This window comes from Pseudomonadota bacterium, from assembly GCA_023229365.1.
In the GTDB taxonomy this organism is placed as follows: Bacteria; Myxococcota_A; Polyangia; order JAAYKL01; family JAAYKL01; genus JALNZK01.
The window spans coordinates 1-15,385 of the sequence record JALNZK010000038.1 but is presented as its reverse complement, the minus strand read 5'-3'; the positions used below and the strand labels follow the sequence as shown (position 1 = coordinate 15,385).

General features: G+C 68.6%; 13 protein-coding genes and 1 pseudogene. 8 read left to right on the top strand and 6 right to left on the bottom strand.

Annotated features, from left to right (window positions below; all coding sequences use genetic code 11):
- Positions 1 to 73 precede the first annotated feature (73 nt).
- Positions 74 to 631 carry a ribosome recycling factor gene (gene frr, locus M0R80_16000; protein ID MCK9461135.1) on the top strand — a complete coding sequence of 186 codons (558 nt, stop codon included), beginning with the start codon at positions 74 to 76 and terminating at the stop codon, positions 629 to 631.
- On the opposite strand, the gene M0R80_15995 is transcribed toward frr, so the two are convergent.
- Positions 632 to 2,194 carry a response regulator gene (locus M0R80_15995; protein ID MCK9461134.1) on the bottom strand — a complete coding sequence of 521 codons (1,563 nt, stop codon included), beginning with the start codon at positions 2,192 to 2,194 and terminating at the stop codon, positions 632 to 634.
- A 147-nt stretch (positions 2,195 to 2,341) separates the two neighbouring features.
- Here M0R80_15995 and M0R80_15990 point away from each other — a divergent pair, with 147 nt between their 5' ends.
- Positions 2,342 to 2,479, top strand: a complete 138-nt coding sequence (locus tag M0R80_15990) for a hypothetical protein (protein ID MCK9461133.1) — start codon at positions 2,342 to 2,344, stop codon at positions 2,477 to 2,479.
- Positions 2,476 to 3,054: an RNA polymerase sigma factor gene (locus tag M0R80_15985; GenBank protein MCK9461132.1), complete on the top strand. Its 579-nt coding sequence runs from the start codon at positions 2,476 to 2,478 to the stop codon at positions 3,052 to 3,054. Before M0R80_15990 ends, M0R80_15985 begins: the two co-directional genes overlap by 4 nt.
- A 6-nt stretch (positions 3,055 to 3,060) precedes the next feature.
- Here the strand turns inward: M0R80_15985 and M0R80_15980 are convergent, their stop codons facing one another.
- A complete protein-coding gene (locus M0R80_15980; GenBank protein ID MCK9461131.1) occupies positions 3,061 to 4,068 on the bottom strand; it encodes a radical SAM protein in 1,008 nt (335 codons plus the stop codon).
- 242 nt (positions 4,069 to 4,310) lie between these two features.
- Between M0R80_15980 and M0R80_15975 the strand changes: the two genes are divergently transcribed.
- Complete coding sequence (locus tag M0R80_15975; GenBank protein MCK9461130.1) at positions 4,311 to 6,860, top strand: DUF3160 domain-containing protein; 2,550 nt, start codon at positions 4,311 to 4,313, stop codon at positions 6,858 to 6,860.
- A gap of 9 nt (positions 6,861 to 6,869) precedes the next feature.
- Here the strand turns inward: M0R80_15975 and gyrB are convergent, their stop codons facing one another.
- Positions 6,870 to 9,305 (bottom strand): DNA topoisomerase (ATP-hydrolyzing) subunit B, encoded by a 2,436-nt coding sequence (gyrB, locus tag M0R80_15970; GenBank protein ID MCK9461129.1) that lies wholly within the window; start codon positions 9,303 to 9,305, stop codon positions 6,870 to 6,872.
- 509 nt (positions 9,306 to 9,814) lie between these two features.
- On the opposite strand from gyrB, the pseudogene M0R80_15965 reads away from it, so the two are divergent.
- Positions 9,815 to 9,895 (top strand): annotated as a pseudogene (locus M0R80_15965) (histidine biosynthesis protein HisIE).
- A 307-nt stretch (positions 9,896 to 10,202) separates the two neighbouring features.
- Here M0R80_15965 and M0R80_15960 read toward each other — a convergent pair.
- The 3 genes from M0R80_15960 to M0R80_15950 all read right to left on the bottom strand — a co-directional run bounded on the left by M0R80_15960 (position 10,203) and on the right by M0R80_15950 (position 12,423).
- Positions 10,203 to 11,264, bottom strand: a complete 1,062-nt coding sequence (locus M0R80_15960) for a DUF362 domain-containing protein (protein MCK9461128.1) — start codon at positions 11,262 to 11,264, stop codon at positions 10,203 to 10,205.
- Between the two features lie 81 nt (positions 11,265 to 11,345).
- Positions 11,346 to 11,843, bottom strand: coding sequence for a hypothetical protein (locus M0R80_15955; GenBank protein ID MCK9461127.1), 498 nt, complete (start codon positions 11,841 to 11,843; stop codon positions 11,346 to 11,348).
- 88 nt (positions 11,844 to 11,931) lie between these two features.
- Entirely contained in the window at positions 11,932 to 12,423 is a 492-nt protein-coding gene (locus tag M0R80_15950; GenBank protein MCK9461126.1) for a cupin domain-containing protein, read from the bottom strand.
- A 111-nt stretch (positions 12,424 to 12,534) separates the two neighbouring features.
- Here M0R80_15950 and M0R80_15945 point away from each other — a divergent pair, with 111 nt between their 5' ends.
- The 3 genes from M0R80_15945 to M0R80_15935 form a co-directional block, all read left to right on the top strand.
- Positions 12,535 to 14,307 carry an IgGFc-binding protein gene (locus M0R80_15945; GenBank protein MCK9461125.1) on the top strand — a complete coding sequence of 591 codons (1,773 nt, stop codon included), beginning with the start codon at positions 12,535 to 12,537 and terminating at the stop codon, positions 14,305 to 14,307.
- Complete coding sequence (locus M0R80_15940; GenBank protein ID MCK9461124.1) at positions 14,304 to 14,966, top strand: transglutaminase-like domain-containing protein; 663 nt, start codon at positions 14,304 to 14,306, stop codon at positions 14,964 to 14,966. The genes M0R80_15945 and M0R80_15940 overlap by 4 nt, the downstream gene beginning before the upstream one ends.
- A gap of 77 nt (positions 14,967 to 15,043) precedes the next feature.
- Positions 15,044 to 15,385, top strand: a 342-nt coding sequence (locus M0R80_15935; GenBank protein ID MCK9461123.1) for a hypothetical protein, incomplete at its 3' end; no start/stop codon positions are given.

Below are 15,385 nucleotides of genomic sequence, written 5' to 3'. Positions count from 1 at the left end.
GGGATCCTACACCCATCGACAACCCGGCGGGCCCAAAGTAGAATGCCGTCTTCGCGCACGAGGAGGATGAGCCATGATCGATGAGGTCTACAAGACGATGAAGGAAGAGACCGAGAAGTCGTACGAGTCGCTGCGGCACGCCTTGAGCCGGGTCCGCACCGGCCGGGCCAACGCCGGCCTGTTCGACTCGGTTCGGGTCGACTACTACGGGACGATGACCCCGCTCAACCAGCTCGCGACGATCTCCACGCCCGAGCCCCGGCTGATCATGGTCAAGCCGTTCGACCGATCGTCGGCCTCCGGCATCGAGAAGGCGATCCAGGCCGCGGGGCTCGGCCTGAACCCGTCGAGCGACGGGGAGATCATCCGCATCCCGGTGCCGCCCCTGACCCAAGAGCGGCGCAAGGAGCTCGTCAAGGTGGTCCACAAGCAGGCCGAGGAGTCGAAGGTCGCGATGCGCAACCACCGCCGCGACTGCAACGCGCTGCTCAAGGAGATGGAGGGCAGCGGGGACGCCTCCAAGGACGACGTCGCGCGCGCGCTCAAGAAGATCCAGGAGATGACCGACGCCGCGGTGGTGGAGGTGGACCGGATCGTCGCCGCCAAGGAGAAGGAGATCACCGAGATCTGATCACGCCAGCAGCTCCGCCATCCGCGACCGCAGCGTCGCGAGGTCGAACGGCTTCTGGATGAAGCCGTTCGCGCCCTTCTTCAGCAGCTCGTCGGCCTGCTCCTCGTGGCTGTAGCCCGACGCGAGCAGCACCGGCACGGTCGGATCGATCTCCTTCAGCTTGGCGAGCGTCTCGGCGCCGTCCATGACCGGCATGATGAGGTCGAGCATCACCGCGGAGATCTCGTCCCGCTTGGCCGCGAACGTCCGGACCGCGGCGAGCCCGTCCTCTGCGACGAGCACCCGGTACCCGAGCTTCTCCAGAAGCCGCTGGCCGGCGCGGCGGACCATCCCCTCGTCGTCGACGAGCAGCACCGTGGCCCGCGCGGCGTCGGACGGCGTGCGGCGCTCGGTCGCGACGCGCACCGACTCGGACTCGTACGCGCACGGCGGGAGGAGCAGCGTCGCCACGGTGCCCTGCTCGGGCGCGCTCTCGAGGAGCACCGCGCCGCCGTGGTTCACCGCGGTCCCGTACACCATCGACAGCCCGAGCCCCGAGCCCCGGCCGAGCGGCTTCGTCGTGAAGAACGGCTCGAACGCCATGGACATCACCCCGGGCTCCATGCCCGCGCCGGTGTCCGTGATCCGGAGCCGCGCGTACCGCCCCGGCGCGAGATCGGGAGAGTAGGACGCGCCGTCCTCGACGAGCACCGAGTCCGTGGAGACGATCAGCGTCCCCGAGCCGTACATGGCGTCGACCGCGTTCAGGCAGAGGTTCATGATCGCGTGGTGGATCTGCGAGGGATCGCCGTAGACGGGCAGGGGCCTTGAGGTGAGCCGGGTCTCGATCCGGATCTTCTTCGGGATCGAGCTCTTGAGCAGCTTCACCACCTCGACGGCCCGATCGTTCAGCGTGAACTGCTCCATCCGGTACTTGCCGCGCCGGGCGAAGCCGAGGAGGTTGAGCGTCAGGTCGCGTCCCTTCTTGCAGCTCTCGAGGATCTGCCGGACGTCGCTCTGGAGCCTGTCGGCCGGCGACATCTCGGCCTGGATCACGGACGCGAACCCCATGATCGCGCCGAGCAGGTTGTTCATGTCGTGGGCGATCCCGCCGGCGAGCCGCCCGACCGCCTCCATCTTCTGCGACTGGCGCAGGTGCTCCTCCACGGCGCGGCTGCGCATCCGGCTCTCGAGATCCGTGAAGAACGCCGCGAGCGCCGGGGCGCCGTCCCAGGAGGCGGTCGCGAGCCTGCAGCTCACCCAGCGCCGCGCGCCGCCGTCGCCGCGCAGGTGGAGATCGCACCGCTCGCCCGAGTCGTGGAGCCGAGCCGCGCCGTCCAGGATCGGCGCGATCTTGTCCGCGCTCTCGTCCGCGAGCCACGCCGCGAACGACGTTCCCCTCAGCTCGCTCGCCCCGCGCCCGAGGGCGTCGCACAGCGCCGCGTTGACGTAGAGGATCTCCCGCGCGTCGAAGACGGCGATAGGCGAACCGACGAGATCGAGGAGCGCCGCGTCCCGCGACGCGTTGAGCGCGAACCGCAGGGTGGCGGTCGCCAGGGCCTCGTTGTTCCATTGCAGCGTCATTCCGCACGCGGAAATGTAAAATACCGCAGATCTTCCAGGCGTGGCAAGTGAGTCCGCACGTTCGCGCGGCGCCCGGGTTCTGGTACGCTCGAGCGCGACGGCGATCCCGGGAACCACGAGAAGCACAAGGACGAGTGAGGAGGGCACATGGACGGATTCGGCGGGTTCGGTGCAGAGGGCTCGATGGCGCTCATCTGGGCGAGCAACGGGCTCTCTTGGGTCGTGGGCGTCGGGCTGCAGATCGCGCTGCTCGGCAGCGTCGCCCTCGCGAGGCCGGCGGCATGACGGCGGAAACGAACGAGACGAGGCGCGGGGACTGCCCGGACTTTGCGAAGGCGGTGCGCGAGGCGACGGCGGACGAGTCGCTGTTCACCCAGGTCGTCGCCTGCTTCGCCGGGCGGCTCGAGAGCTTCGCGATCTTCACCTGCGGCGATCGCGAGCGCGGCGCCGACGCCTTCCAGGACGCCATGGTCGCGGCGCTCGACAACCTCGGCACCTACCGCGGCGACGCGCCGATCGAGCCTTGGCTGCGCCGGATCGTCGTCTCGGCCTGCTCGCGGCTCCGGCGCGGCCGCAAGAACAGCCCGGCGTTCAACGTGCCGCTCGACGCCGACGCGCCCGCCGCCGCGTCGGCCGCGGATCAGGAGCTCAAGCTCGAGCTGCTCGAGGGGCTCGCGCGGCTCGGGCGCGGGATCGACGCGCTCGAGGAGCCGAACCGGAGCCTCCTCCTCGCCCACGACGTCGACGAGATCCCGATAGGCGAGCTCGCGGAGAAGCTCGGCATGACCGCGGGGGCGGTGAAGTCGCGGCTGAAGCGCGCGCGGGCGGCGGTGCGCGAAGGCGTCCTCGCGGAGATCTGATCCGGCTCAGCGCGTCACCGACTGCACGAACATGCTCGCGAGGTCGGCGGTGAGGTTGTCGGCGAGCTCGACGACGCAGGGCAGGCTGCAGCGGCCGCACGTCTCGAGCCGCCTGGCGACGGCCTGGAACTCGGCGGAGGCGTACAGCTCCTCGAGGTCGATCCCGGCGTGCGGGCCCCAGACGTGGATCGGCGTGCCGGCCGGATCCTCGCAGGAGTAGACCGTCCCCTTGTGATCCATGTGGATCGCCGCGTGCCCGAAGTTGCACTTGAAAGACGCGCCGCGCGCCATCTTGTCGATCACGCGATCCGCGTTCCAGACCGGGTAGCCGGCCCGCTTCAGCCGCGCGATCTCGGCGAACACCTCGGCGAGCATCGCCGCGTCCGGCACCGTCTCGTTGTTGTACCCGGGGATCGGCGACACGGGGAAGAACTCGATCCAGGCGCCGTGCTCCCGGGCGAGCTGGGCGAGCCGCTCCTGCTGGCCGGCGTTCCGGGAGTGGACGGTGGCCCAGATCTTCAGCCGCAGGTGCGGGAACCTTTGCGCCGCCGCGAGCGCCGCGAGCACGCGATCGAACAGCCCCGGCACGCCCCGCTGCGCGTCGTGCGCCTCGCCGTAGCCGTCGAGCGAGCACAGGAGCGTGTCGAGGTTCGGCAGCACCGCGTCCGCCTTCTTCGCGAGCGAGTTGCAGTTCGTGCACATCGACGTGCGCATGCCGAGCCGCTTCGCCTCGGCGAGGATCTCGGGCAGATCCCGGCGCAGCGTCGGCTCGCCGCCCCAGAGCGTGACGATCTGGGCGCCCGCCGCGCGGAACTTCGCGAGCACGCCCTTGATCTCCTCGAGGGAGAGCTCCTCCTCGCTCGAGCTCGACTCCTGCCAGCGGTTGCAGATCGCGCAGCGCAGGTCGCAGCGCGCCGTGGGCTTCAGGTAGAGCAGGAACGGCCGCGGCCGCAGGATGGCGCTGCGCGCGAGCGCCACGCTCATCCGTATCATCTCCCCGACGGACGCCTTCATCCGGAATCGCCCTCCAGCCCCCAAGGTGACAATTAAGCGCAAAACGGACGGACGCCAAGCCCGGAGCGTCGGACGTGGCACAAAGTGGCGCAGCTGCTTCCGAAGACGAAGCGTTTCCGCGCCAGGGAAGCCGGGGGAATCGGGGTCGGGGGATCGGCTGGCGCGATTGGCACGAGCGTTGCACAATCGAGGCGGCAACCCGGGCCGGCGACGTGGCGGCCCACGAGCCAGGGGAGGGAACGATGTTGAGCTCCGCAACGATGCGAATCTGGATGGCTGCCTTCGCGGCGCTCGGTCTCGCGGCGGCGACGGCCTGCGACGACGGCGGCGGTGAGCCCGGCGGCTCTTCGGACTCGGACACCGACACGGATGTCGAAGGGGATCTCGTGCCGATCGCCTCGTTCGGGACCACGGATCTCGACTTCGACCCGACGCCGCTGCCGGATCCGAAGGCCGACATGCCGCCGCTCGAGGATCTCGATCCGGCGGTGACTCCGGCGCTCGGCGATCAGGAGCTCCCCGACGCGGGGGTCGAGATCCTGGAGGCGGAGCAGGCCGGCTGGTTCGTCGGCTACGCGGCGGGCGAGCTCGAGGAGAAGCTGCGCGCGGACGGCGTCGCACGGCGCCTCACGGTGTCGAGCGCGGAGCTCATGGCCGAGGCGCTCACGGCGGTCGCGAGCGGCGCCGAGAAGCCCGGGGTGCTCCTCACGTCGGACGCGGTGTTCAACACGTTCCACAACTTCTACGACAACGTCCTGCTCGGCGTGGAGCTCGAGACGCTGCGGCCGCGCGTGCTCGCCATGCTCGGGGAGGCGAAGGCCGAGGCCGCGAAGCGGTACAACGCGCTCCCGGCCGGGCCGACGAAGGAGGCGGCGCTCGACGTCGTGGCGTACCTGCAGGTCGCCGAGTCGCTCATGGAGCCGGGGTCGGCGCGGGTCATGGAGGTCTGGGGCGTCGCCGAGGAGGAGATCCAGCAGGTGACCGACCTCGGGCTCTGGATCGACGGGGAGCTCGTGCCCGCCGTGAGGTCTCCCCTTTTCGATCGCCCGGAGTACTCCACGGCCGGAGATCCGGAGTGCGTCGAGTGCGATCCGTGCGCCGCGAGCCCGGAGAACGGCGCGTGCGGGTGGTACGAGGGCAGCGGAGAGGATCAGGTCTACGTTCCGTGCGGCGAGCGCTACTGCGAGGACTACTCCCAGTACAAGCCGCGCGGCCACTACACCTACAACGAGGAGCTGGAGCGCTACTTCCGCGCCGTGATGTGGCTCGGCCGGGCGACGTTCCTCAACCGATCCGATCAGTCGACCCGCGGCGCGGTGGTGCTCATCGACAGCCTGAAGGACGCCGAGGTGGAGCTCGAGAGCGAGACGATCCCGGCGGCCGACATCTGGCGGCAGGCGATGCGCGCGATCGGCGCCTTCGTCGGCAGCATGGACGATCTGAACGCCGCCGAGGTGGACGCCGCGGTCGTGCAGGCGATGGGTGGGGCGTTCACCCTGGACGCGCTCGACGGCGCCGGCGCGCTCGAGCCGATCCACGCGGCGGTCGACGAGCTCCATGATCCGGAGATCCTGTCCGGGTTCCTGAACGCGCTCGCGGACGTCGGCTCCGCGACCAAGGGGCTGCGGCTGCTCGGCCAGGTGTACCTGCCGGACAGCTATGCCATGGGCCAGCTCGTCTTCGGCAACGTCGGCGCCAGCCAGACGACCGACGCCGAGGGCTACGAGCTCGCGCTGGCCGACTGCGGGATCACGGCGAACACCGATCCCGAGACGCTCACGCCGGCCGAGACCCGCTGCGTCTGCAAGTCCGCTTGGGCGGGAGGCGACTGGGATGTCTGCCGCGGGCTGCCCTCCGGCATCGACGTGGCGTCCGTGCTCGGGAATGCGCTCGCCCAACAGCTGGCGGCGGAGAGGTTCGCTTCGTACGCGGGCTACCCGGAGAAGCTGGGCGAGCTCGTCGCCGAGTTCTCCGGCTTCGACCTCGAGAGGTGGGGGCTGTCCGTGGCGTGGACGTGGCTGTACGCCCTCGAGGGGCTGTTCGAGGACGTCGATCCCGGCGCGCCCGCGTTCATGCGCACAGGCGCGTGGGAGAAGAAGAGCCTTGAGACCGGGCTCACGTCGTGGGCGGAGCTGCGGCACGACACGATCCTGTACGTGAAGCAGAGCTACACGGGCGACACGGACGCCGACACGGACTCCGACACCGACGCCGACACCGACTACGATTTCGAGTACGTCGAGCCGCAGCCCAAGGTGTACGCGCGCCTCGAGGCCGCGACCCGCAGGCTCGAAGCCCTGGCCATAGGAGACGAGCTCCTCAGCGACGAGTCCGGCGCGGTGCTGAGCGCGCTCGAGCAGATGACGGACTTCCTCTCCCGGGCCAAGGAGATCTCGGTCGTCGAGCTCGAGGGCGGGGCGCTGTCGTCGTCCGACGTCTGGTGGATCCGCGGCAGCGGCGCGACGATCTCCGCGCTCGAGAACGGGCTCCTCGACGGGCTCGGCCTCTACGACGACGCGCACGAGCCGGATCCGGACCGGCTCAAGACGACGCTCGTCGCCGACGTGCACACCTGGCCCGCCAAGGCGGTCGTGCTCGAGGTCGGCTCGGGCTACCTGGACTACGTGGCCGTGGCGCATCGGCTCCCCGGCGGCCAGTGGGGCGTGGCCGTGGGGCCGGCGTTCACCTACCACGAGTTCGAGCACGACATGACCGACCGCCTCACCGACGAGCAGTGGCGCGAGATGCTCACGAGCGATCCGGATCACGGCTGCCCGGAGTGGCTCGACTGAGAGCGCGCCTCAGATGTCCAGGTTTCTCACCGCGAGGGCGTTCGCCTCGATGAACTCGCGGCGCGGATCGACCTGATCGCCCATGAGGATGGAGAAGATCTGGTCCGCCTCGGTGAAGTCCTGGAGCGTGACCCGCAGGAGCGTTCGCGTGTCCGGGTTCATGGTCGTGTCCCAGAGCTGCTCCGGGTTCATCTCGCCGAGCCCCTTGTAGCGCTGGATGCCGAGCCCCTGGCGCACCGCGTGGTCGACGAGCGGCCAGAGCTCGTCGAGCGTCTGGATCGCGACGCGCTCCTCTCCCCTCCGCACCGTGTACGGCCCGGCCCCGAACCCGGCCGCGCGATCCCGCGATCGCAGGAGGTCGCGGTACTCGGGCGACGAGAAGAAGTCGAAATCGAACTCCAGCATCCGCGTGTTGCCGTTCTTGCCGGTGACGACGCGGATCCTGGCGCCGCCGTGGGCGTCGTCCGGGATCGCCGCCACGCTGTTCGCGTCCGCCCCGACGAGCCTTCTCACCTCGCGCAGCTTCGCCTCGAGCCGGGCCATGTCGTCGAGGTCCGCGCGCCCGAGGTCCGCCGCGCACAGCGCCGACGCGATGCGCGTGTCCGTGAACCGCTCGATCCGTTCGAGCACCTGCCGGCGCGCCATGGAGAGCCGGATCGCCTCCTCGGTGCGCTCGGCCGCGAGCGGCTCGCCGTTGTCGTCGAGCAGCGCGATCGTGTCCGCGCTCGCCGAGACGAGGAACTCGCGAAACGCGTTCTCGTCCTTGATGTAGACGTCGCGCTTGCCCTTGCGGACCCGGTACAGGGGCGGCTGCGCGATGTACAGGTGGCCGCGCTCGATGAGCCCGCGCATGTGCCGGAAGAAGAAGGTGAGCAGGAGCGTGCGGATGTGCGCGCCGTCCACGTCGGCGTCGGTCATGATGATGATCTTGTGGTACCGCAGCTTGTCGAAGTTGAACGTCTCGTCGCCGATGCCGGTGCCGAGCGCCGTGATGAGGTTCGCGATCGCCTCCGACGCGACCATCTTGTCGAGGCGCGCCTTCTCGACGTTCAGGATCTTGCCGCGCAGCGGCAGGATCGCCTGGAACTTGCGATCGCGCCCCTGCTTGGCCGAGCCGCCGGCCGAGTCGCCCTCGACGATGTAGATCTCGCAGTCCGCGGGATCCTTCGACTGGCAGTCCGCGAGCTTGCCCGGCAGCGAGCCGCCGTCGAGGACGCCCTTGCGCGTCACCATCTCGCGCGCCTTGCGCGCCGCCTCGCGCGCCCGGCTCGCGAGCACCGCCTTCTCGAGGATGAGCCTCGCGACGCGCGGGTTCTCCTCGAAGAACCGCCCGAGCTTGTCGTTGACGACGTTCTCGACGATCCCCTTGACCTCGTTGTTGATGAGCTTCTCTTTGGGCTGGTTGTTGAACGACGGATCCGGGTGCTTGATCGCGATGACCGCGGTGATCCCCTCGCGCACGTCCTCGCCGCTCAAGCCCTCCTTGTCCGCCTTGATGAGCTTGTTCTCGACGGCCCAGGCGTTGAGCGTCCGCGTCAGCGCCGCGCGCAGGCCGGTGAGGTGCGTGCCCCCGTCGCGATTGAAGATCGCGTTCGTGTAGCACATGATGTGCTCCTGGTACGAGTCGCTCCACTGCAGGGCCACCTCGACGACGATCTCGTCGCGGCTGTCGGAGAACGCGATCACCTCCTCGTGCACCGGCGTCTTGTTGCGGCCGAGGAACTCGACGAACGACTTGATGCCACCCTCGTAGTGGAAGTCGTGGCGCTGATCCTCGACGCGCTCGTCGACGATGACGATGCGCACGCCGGCGTTCAGGAACGACAGGTCGCGCAGCCGCGTGGAGAGCGTCTCGAACGAGAACTCCGTGAACGGGAAGATCTCCGCGTCCGGCTTGAACGTGACGCGCGTGCCGCGCTTCTTCGTCGGCCCGACCTGCTTGAGCGGCGCCTTGGGCGCGCCGCGCTCGAACTCCAGGTACCAGCTCAGGCCGTCGCGCCAGATCTCCATGGTGAGCGACTCGCTGAGCGCGTTGACGACCGAGACGCCGACGCCGTGGAGGCCGCCGGAGTACTTGTACGACTCGTCGTTGAACTTCGCGCCGGCGTGGAGCGTGGTCATCACGACCTCGGCCGCCGACCGCCCCTCCTCCTCGTGCATCCCGGTCGGGATGCCGCGGCCGTTGTCCTCGATGGAGACGCTGCCGTCGAAGTGGATGACGACGCGGATGAGGTTGCAGAAGCCGGCGAGGTGCTCGTCGATCGCGTTGTCGACGACCTCGTACACCATGTGGTGGAGCCCGTCGGGCGACTCGACGTTGCCGATGTACATGCCCGGCCGCTTGCGCACCGCTTCGAGGCCGTGGAGGACGGTAATCTGCTCGGCACCGTAGTGCGCGGACCCGTCGTCGCCCGGATTCGGGGTGTCGTTTTCGTCGTCGCTCATGAGGTTCTCCCGAGGCGCACACGGCGCGCCTTTCAGCTCCGCAGCACTATACCTTTGCACCGCTCTTTTTCAATACGTATACCTTGACTATCCCTCAGCGGAACGCCCGGTCAGGCATCGTTCCGACCTACGATGACCCGAATCCGAGCGATCGCTCATCGGAAATCGACTTCTCGACTACTTTTCCCAGAGGGCGTGACCGATGACCGGGCGAGGAAAAGGTTAAAAGTCCCTACCTGTTGCAGGAAACAGAGGCTCTTCCGGTGGGCTTGTATATAATTGAAATAACTACTGATTTTCGAATCTTGAGAACTAATTAAGCGTCAATTAGAGGTAATGTCGCCTAATAGTGCTATAAATTATGCCTAAATTCGGGTTTTTTTATGTTGACAGCTCGGAGATTAGCCAACATAATCCGAGTCAAGGTCAGCCAACAGGGAGGGTTCCAAATGGCTATCGCGAAAAAGGCCAAACCGGCCAAAAAGACCGTGAAGAAGTCCGTGAAGAAGGTGGCGAAGAAGAAGGTCGCCAAGAAGGCCCCGGCGAAGAAGAAGGTCGCCAAGAAGAAGGTGGCCAAGAAGAAGGTCGCCAAGAAGGCCCCGGCGAAGAAGAAGGTCGCCAAGAAGAAGGTGGCCAAGAAGAAGGTCGCCAAGAAGGCTCCGGCGAAGAAGAAGGTCGCCAAGAAGGCCGTCAAGAAAGCCCCCAAGAAGGTGGCAAAAAAAAAAGTAGTCTCTGAGAAGCCGAAGGCCAAGCCGCTGCCGCTGCCGCTGCCGTCGCCCGTTCAGCCTCCGCTGTTCAGGTAAACGGTCGCCGACTCGGCCCACGATTTAGTCGATTCACGTTACTTATGAGACGTCCCGCTCGTCCGGCACGAGCCGCGAGCGGGACATCTCTGGCTCAAGAGGCCGGGGTGTACGGGGGGAGCTCGATCCGCTCGAGGCGGATGCGGCCGCGATCCGCGACGCCGAGGCCGATCTCCTCGGCGAGGGCGAGGTAGGTCGCGGGGCGCCGTACCTGGGCGAGCGTCTTCAGCCCGTTCTCGGCGCGGTACTTCTCGACGATCTCGAGCGCGATCGTGTCCATGGCGACGGGATCGGTGGTGGCGTAGACGCGATCGTGCGTGACGCTGGCGGAAGGGTTGTGCTTGGGCCCGCCGTCGTAGAGGCAGAACGAGCCGTCGCAGACGACGAGCCGCACGCGCCCGCGGATCGCGTCGAGCGCGTAGAAGTGCGGCAGCGCGGTGTGGATCTGCTGGTGCATCATGGGGGGCCGCTCCACGCAGCCGAACACCATGTTCTTCATCGCGCACGTCACGCCGGCGGTGTCGTGATCCTTGGGCACCGGGGCGTTGATCACCGCGGTGCACCAGGTGAGCGTCTTCGCGAGCCTGCCCCTGCCGCCGCCCTCGCACGTCGTCAGCGCGTCCTCGTAGCCGAGCACCTCGTGGTTGATCACGCGGAGCTGGCCTGGCTTCTCCTGCCAGACGTAGCGCGCGCCGCGCATGTTGCCGCCGAACTGATCGAAGATCATGATGTTCGCGTCCGGCACGCCCGCCGCGCGCACGCCCTCGACGATCGCGTCGGCGATCTCCTTCGTCGTGGAGGCGAGGCGCCCGCCGAGCACGTTGATCTTGATCCCCACGCGATCCTCGGGCGAGACGAACTTCCCGAACGCGCGGCCCAGGTCGCCCTCGCCGGCGAGGGTCGTCACCGCCTTGTGCACCGCCTCGCGCGCCGCGTCCGGGTACGGGAACAGGCGCCCCCGCATGCCGGGCTTGTGGACCTCGACCACGTGGCCGGGGCCCGTGAGCGCCGCCGCGCCCGCGCCTGCCGCCAGCCCCTGCGCCGGCGCCGCCCCGGCGCCGCGGGTGAGCCCGATAGCGCCGAGCGCCGCGGCCGCGCCCAGGCCGAGCTTGAGCGCGTCCCTGCGCCCCAGAAGGATGTCGTCGTCGCGTCTCATCGTGAGCTCCTCCTCGGTGTTGGAGAAAAGCTAGCGCGGCGGGTGCGATGCGGCAAGTAAAGGCGGAGCGTTATTCGCGAATCACTTCTCGTAGAGCGCGGTGCCGATCTCGGTGCCGTCCTTCTTCGTCATCAAATTCGTCATCGTGGCGCCGTCCTCGGCGACGACGAAGTGTTCTTTCATGACGATCTTGCCGGCCTTCTTGTCGACGATGTCCAGCGTGCGCGGATCGACGAGCTTGTAGGTCGCCGTGTCGATCGTCGGCGAGCCGTCCACCGGGTGCGCCGCGCCGTCGAACGCCGCGTCGACGGTCACGGTCTGGATATCCCCGCTCGCCTGCATCGACTCCTCGCTGACACGGATGCGATCGCCCTCCACCTCGACGGTCATCGTCATCTCCACGGGCGCCATCTCCGCGGGGATCGACGACTTGCCGAGGTTCAGCTTCCACACGCCGGCGAGGGGCGACACCGCCACCGCCTCCTCGGCCGCCGGAGCGGGCGCCTTGGCGCCGCCGCACGCGGTCGCCACGGCCAGGATGGCGGATGATATCAGGATGGTCCTCGTCGCTCGGATCATGGCGGCCTCCGTCCTCGTTGTGGGGTGAACGAACGGCGCCGACTATAGCTCGCGCCGGGAGGATTCTCCAGAAGGTAATTCCCGCGGCTCAGCCGCGGGTGAGGCGGGCGACGAGCTCCGCGTGCGCCGGGAAGCGCGCCGTGAGGTCGCCGCGATCCGCGAGTTCGAAGTCCGCGAAGTCGAAGCCCGGCGCGACGGTGCAGCCGCACAGGGCGAACCGGCGCCCCAGCGGCTCCGCGGCCTGCCAGGCGTTCGCGGGCACGACCGCCTGCGGCGTCTCGCCGGCCGCGAGATCGCACCCGAGCCGGATCGTCGAGAGCGCGCCGTCGTCGCGGATGATGTGGAGCGCGAGCGGGCCGCCGTCGTAGTGGTGCCACACCTCGTCCGAGCGCACGCGGTGGAACGCGGAGAACGTCCCGGCCGGCAGGAGGAAATAGATCGCCGTGGACGCGCTCCGTGGCGCGCCGTGGGGCAGGCCGTCGAGGACGAGCGGCGCCCGGAACGTCTCGCGGTAGTAGCCGCCCTCCGGGTGGGGCCGGAGGCCGAGGCGCCGTATGATGGTCTCGACGTCGTCGCTCAAGGTGCGTTCCTCGCGTCGTGCGGCCGGTATGATAGCAGGGGTTCGGGTCGAGGAAACGCGCCGATTGCGTGGTACACTCGGCGAGGATTCGGAATCGACGAGGAGGGAAAGATGAGCGGAAGGAAAGGGCTCCTGTGGCTGTGCGCGCTCTCGTTCGGGCTCGGGGTTGTGCCCGTGCTCGGCGGCTGCGAGGGCGTGGACGGAGCGCGGTCGCAGTCGGACGCGGACACGGACTCCGACACGGACTCCGACACGGACACGGACGCGGACTCCGACTCCGATTCGGATTCCGACGCGGACTCCGACTCGGACACGGATTCGCCGTACGACTGCGAGGCTTACGCCGAGGGCGACACCCCGGGCAACGTCGGCTGCGAGTTCGTGCTGCCGACGCCGCCCTTCTTCCAGAACGCGAGCCCCACCTCGACGTACCGCGGCGCCTGCTTCGCGGTGATGGTGGCGAACAACTCCGACTCGCCCGCCGTCCTCGCCCTCTCGCGCGACGGCACGAGCTACGACGCCCACGCCCACGCGCGCATCCCGACCGGGCTCGGGGCCACGCTGGCCTACGATCCGATCCCGGTCGACGGGATCCCGCCCCACCAGGTGGCGATCCTGTACCTCTCCCACGAGCCGGGGACGATCACCTCGTTCGGCGACTCGCTCGAGTGCCCGGTCGAGCCGGCGATCCTCGCCGACACCGCGGCCACCGCATCGGACTCGGGGATCGCGTTCGAGCTCGAGAGCGACGTCCCGATCTCCCTCTACGACATCCTCCCGTACGGCGGCGCCCTGAGCTACCTGCCCTCCGCGTCGCTCATCTTCCCGAGCACGTCGTGGGGCGTGAACTACCTCGCGCTCGCCGCGCACGCGAGCAGCATGCAGGAGTGGATCCTGTTCGTCGCGCGCGACGACGGCACGAACGTGCAGATCTTGACGAACACGGCAGTGACCTCCTCGTCCACCATCGAGATCCCGACGGCGGGCGTCACCAAGGTCTACAGCCTGAACCGCGGCGACTACGTCCAGCTCTCGAGCACGAGCGGCAACTTCAGCGGCGCGATCCTCGACAGCGACAAGCCGATCGGCGTGTACACGGGCGACACGTACCTCACCGTCGCCACGGCCGACAACGGGAGCGGCGGCCCGCAGGACTCCACGCACCAGCAGATCCCGCCTATCAAGGCGTTGGGTGTCGACTACGTCGGCGCGGGGATCCCGACGCGCCTCGCGAGTCTCCTCGAGGAGAGCGTGCTGTATAGGCTCACCGGCGTCGCGGACGGGACCGCGCTCGTCTGGGATCCGGCGGCGCCGAGCGGCGCGCCCGCGGCCCTCGACGAGGGGCAGGTCGTCGAGTTCCAGACGCGCGACTGGTTCGCCGTGCGGTCGCAGGACGCCGACCACCCGTTCTCGCTGACCCAGTACATGTCCGGCGACATCAGCGCTTGCATCGGCGGCTGCTTCGACGGCGGGTGGTTCTGCGAGCCGGGCGGGCAGGGCGACACCGACTGGATCGTGCTCGTGCCGCCGGCGCAGTTCTTCACGAGCTATACGTTCTTCACCGATCCGACCTACGGCATCACGGGCGTGTCGCTCGTCCGGGTCAAGGGCGATGCCGGGTTCGCCGACGTCGAGATCGCGTGCCTCGGCACGGTGACGGGATGGTCCCCGGTCGGTGACGACGGCCGGTACGAGATCGCTCACGTCACCCTGTACCGGGGCGGCGTGGACGAGGTGGCGGACTGCGACACGAGCCAGCACGCCGCGTCGAGCGAGCTGCCGTTCGGCCTGACCGTCTGGGGCACGGATCGCGACGCCTCCTACGGCTACGCGGCCGGCGGCGGCGCCGCGGAGATCAACGACGTCGAGATCCCGATCGAATGACCTCGCGGGGTCAGGCCGTTCCCGATGGGCGTGCCGCGCTCGGCGCGGGCGAAGCGGCGCTCGCCCCGACCTGCTTCATCGACAGCGGCTCGCCGGCGGTGGCGGCGTTCGTCCGCGACAGGACTGCGGGCGCCGCGACCCCGGTCGAGCGGGCGGTCGCCCTGTTCTACGCGGTGCGCGACGAGATCGAGTACAAGCTCCTGACCCGCCTCGCCCTCCGGCGCGACGAGCTCGTCGCCTCGGCCACGCTCGCGCGCGGGAACGGCTTCTGCATCGAGAAGGCGGTGCTGCTCGTCGCGGCGTGCCGCACGGCGGGGATCCCGGCGCTCCTGCGGTTCGCGGACGTCCGCAACCACCTGACGACACCCGAGCTCGCCGCGCGCATGCAAACCGACGTGTTCATCTGGCACGGCCTGGCGGAGATGCGCCTCGAGGATCGCTGGGTGAAGGCGACGCCGGCGTTCGATCGGGCGCTGTGCGCGCGCCACGGCGTCCGGCCGATCGAGTTCGACGGCCGCTCGGACGCGATCTTCCACGAGTTCGATCTGCGCGAGAACCGGCACATGGAGTACGTGAACCAGCGCGGCGCGTTCGAGGATCTCCCGTACGACGAGATCGTCGCGTCGTTCCGCGCGACCTATCCGCAGACGTACGTGTGACCCCGGCGACCGACATCCGTGGCCGTCGCGAGGCCGAGCGATAAGTGGTAGTATGTTCGTCCTACTGTGAGGTGGTCATGAAGACGAGCGCGCTCCTTCTTCTTTGTCTTTTCGTGTCGGCGTCGTGCGCAGGGCTCGAGTCCGCGGGGGGCTCGGGTGGGGATTCGGACTCCGACTCCGACAGCGATTCCGACGGCGACACGGACACGGACAGCGATACCGATTCGGACACGGACAGCGATACCGACTCCGATTCCGACACCGACACCGACACGGACAGCGATACGGACACGGACAGCGATTCCGACACCGACACGGACACGGACACCGACACGGACACCGACACGGACACGGATACCGACACCGACACCGACGCGGACACGGACACGGACACGGACACGGACACCGATACCGACACC

What these genes read in the sequence shown, in the direction of transcription:
- frr (MCK9461135.1), top strand. Translation starts at nt 74, where the DNA reads ATGATCGATGAGGTCTACAAGACGATGAAGGAAGAGACCGAGAAGTCG.
- M0R80_15995 (MCK9461134.1), bottom strand. Translation starts at nt 2,194, where the DNA reads ATGACGCTGCAATGGAACAACGAGGCCCTGGCGACCGCCACCCTGCGG.
- M0R80_15990 (MCK9461133.1), top strand. Translation starts at nt 2,342, where the DNA reads ATGGACGGATTCGGCGGGTTCGGTGCAGAGGGCTCGATGGCGCTCATC.
- M0R80_15985 (MCK9461132.1), top strand. Translation starts at nt 2,476, where the DNA reads ATGACGGCGGAAACGAACGAGACGAGGCGCGGGGACTGCCCGGACTTT.
- M0R80_15980 (MCK9461131.1), bottom strand. Translation starts at nt 4,068, where the DNA reads ATGAAGGCGTCCGTCGGGGAGATGATACGGATGAGCGTGGCGCTCGCG.
- M0R80_15975 (MCK9461130.1), top strand. Translation starts at nt 4,311, where the DNA reads ATGTTGAGCTCCGCAACGATGCGAATCTGGATGGCTGCCTTCGCGGCG.
- gyrB (MCK9461129.1), bottom strand. Translation starts at nt 9,305, where the DNA reads ATGAGCGACGACGAAAACGACACCCCGAATCCGGGCGACGACGGGTCC.
- M0R80_15960 (MCK9461128.1), bottom strand. Translation starts at nt 11,264, where the DNA reads ATGAGACGCGACGACGACATCCTTCTGGGGCGCAGGGACGCGCTCAAG.
- M0R80_15955 (MCK9461127.1), bottom strand. Translation starts at nt 11,843, where the DNA reads ATGATCCGAGCGACGAGGACCATCCTGATATCATCCGCCATCCTGGCC.
- M0R80_15945 (MCK9461125.1), top strand. Translation starts at nt 12,535, where the DNA reads ATGAGCGGAAGGAAAGGGCTCCTGTGGCTGTGCGCGCTCTCGTTCGGG.
- M0R80_15940 (MCK9461124.1), top strand. Translation starts at nt 14,304, where the DNA reads ATGACCTCGCGGGGTCAGGCCGTTCCCGATGGGCGTGCCGCGCTCGGC.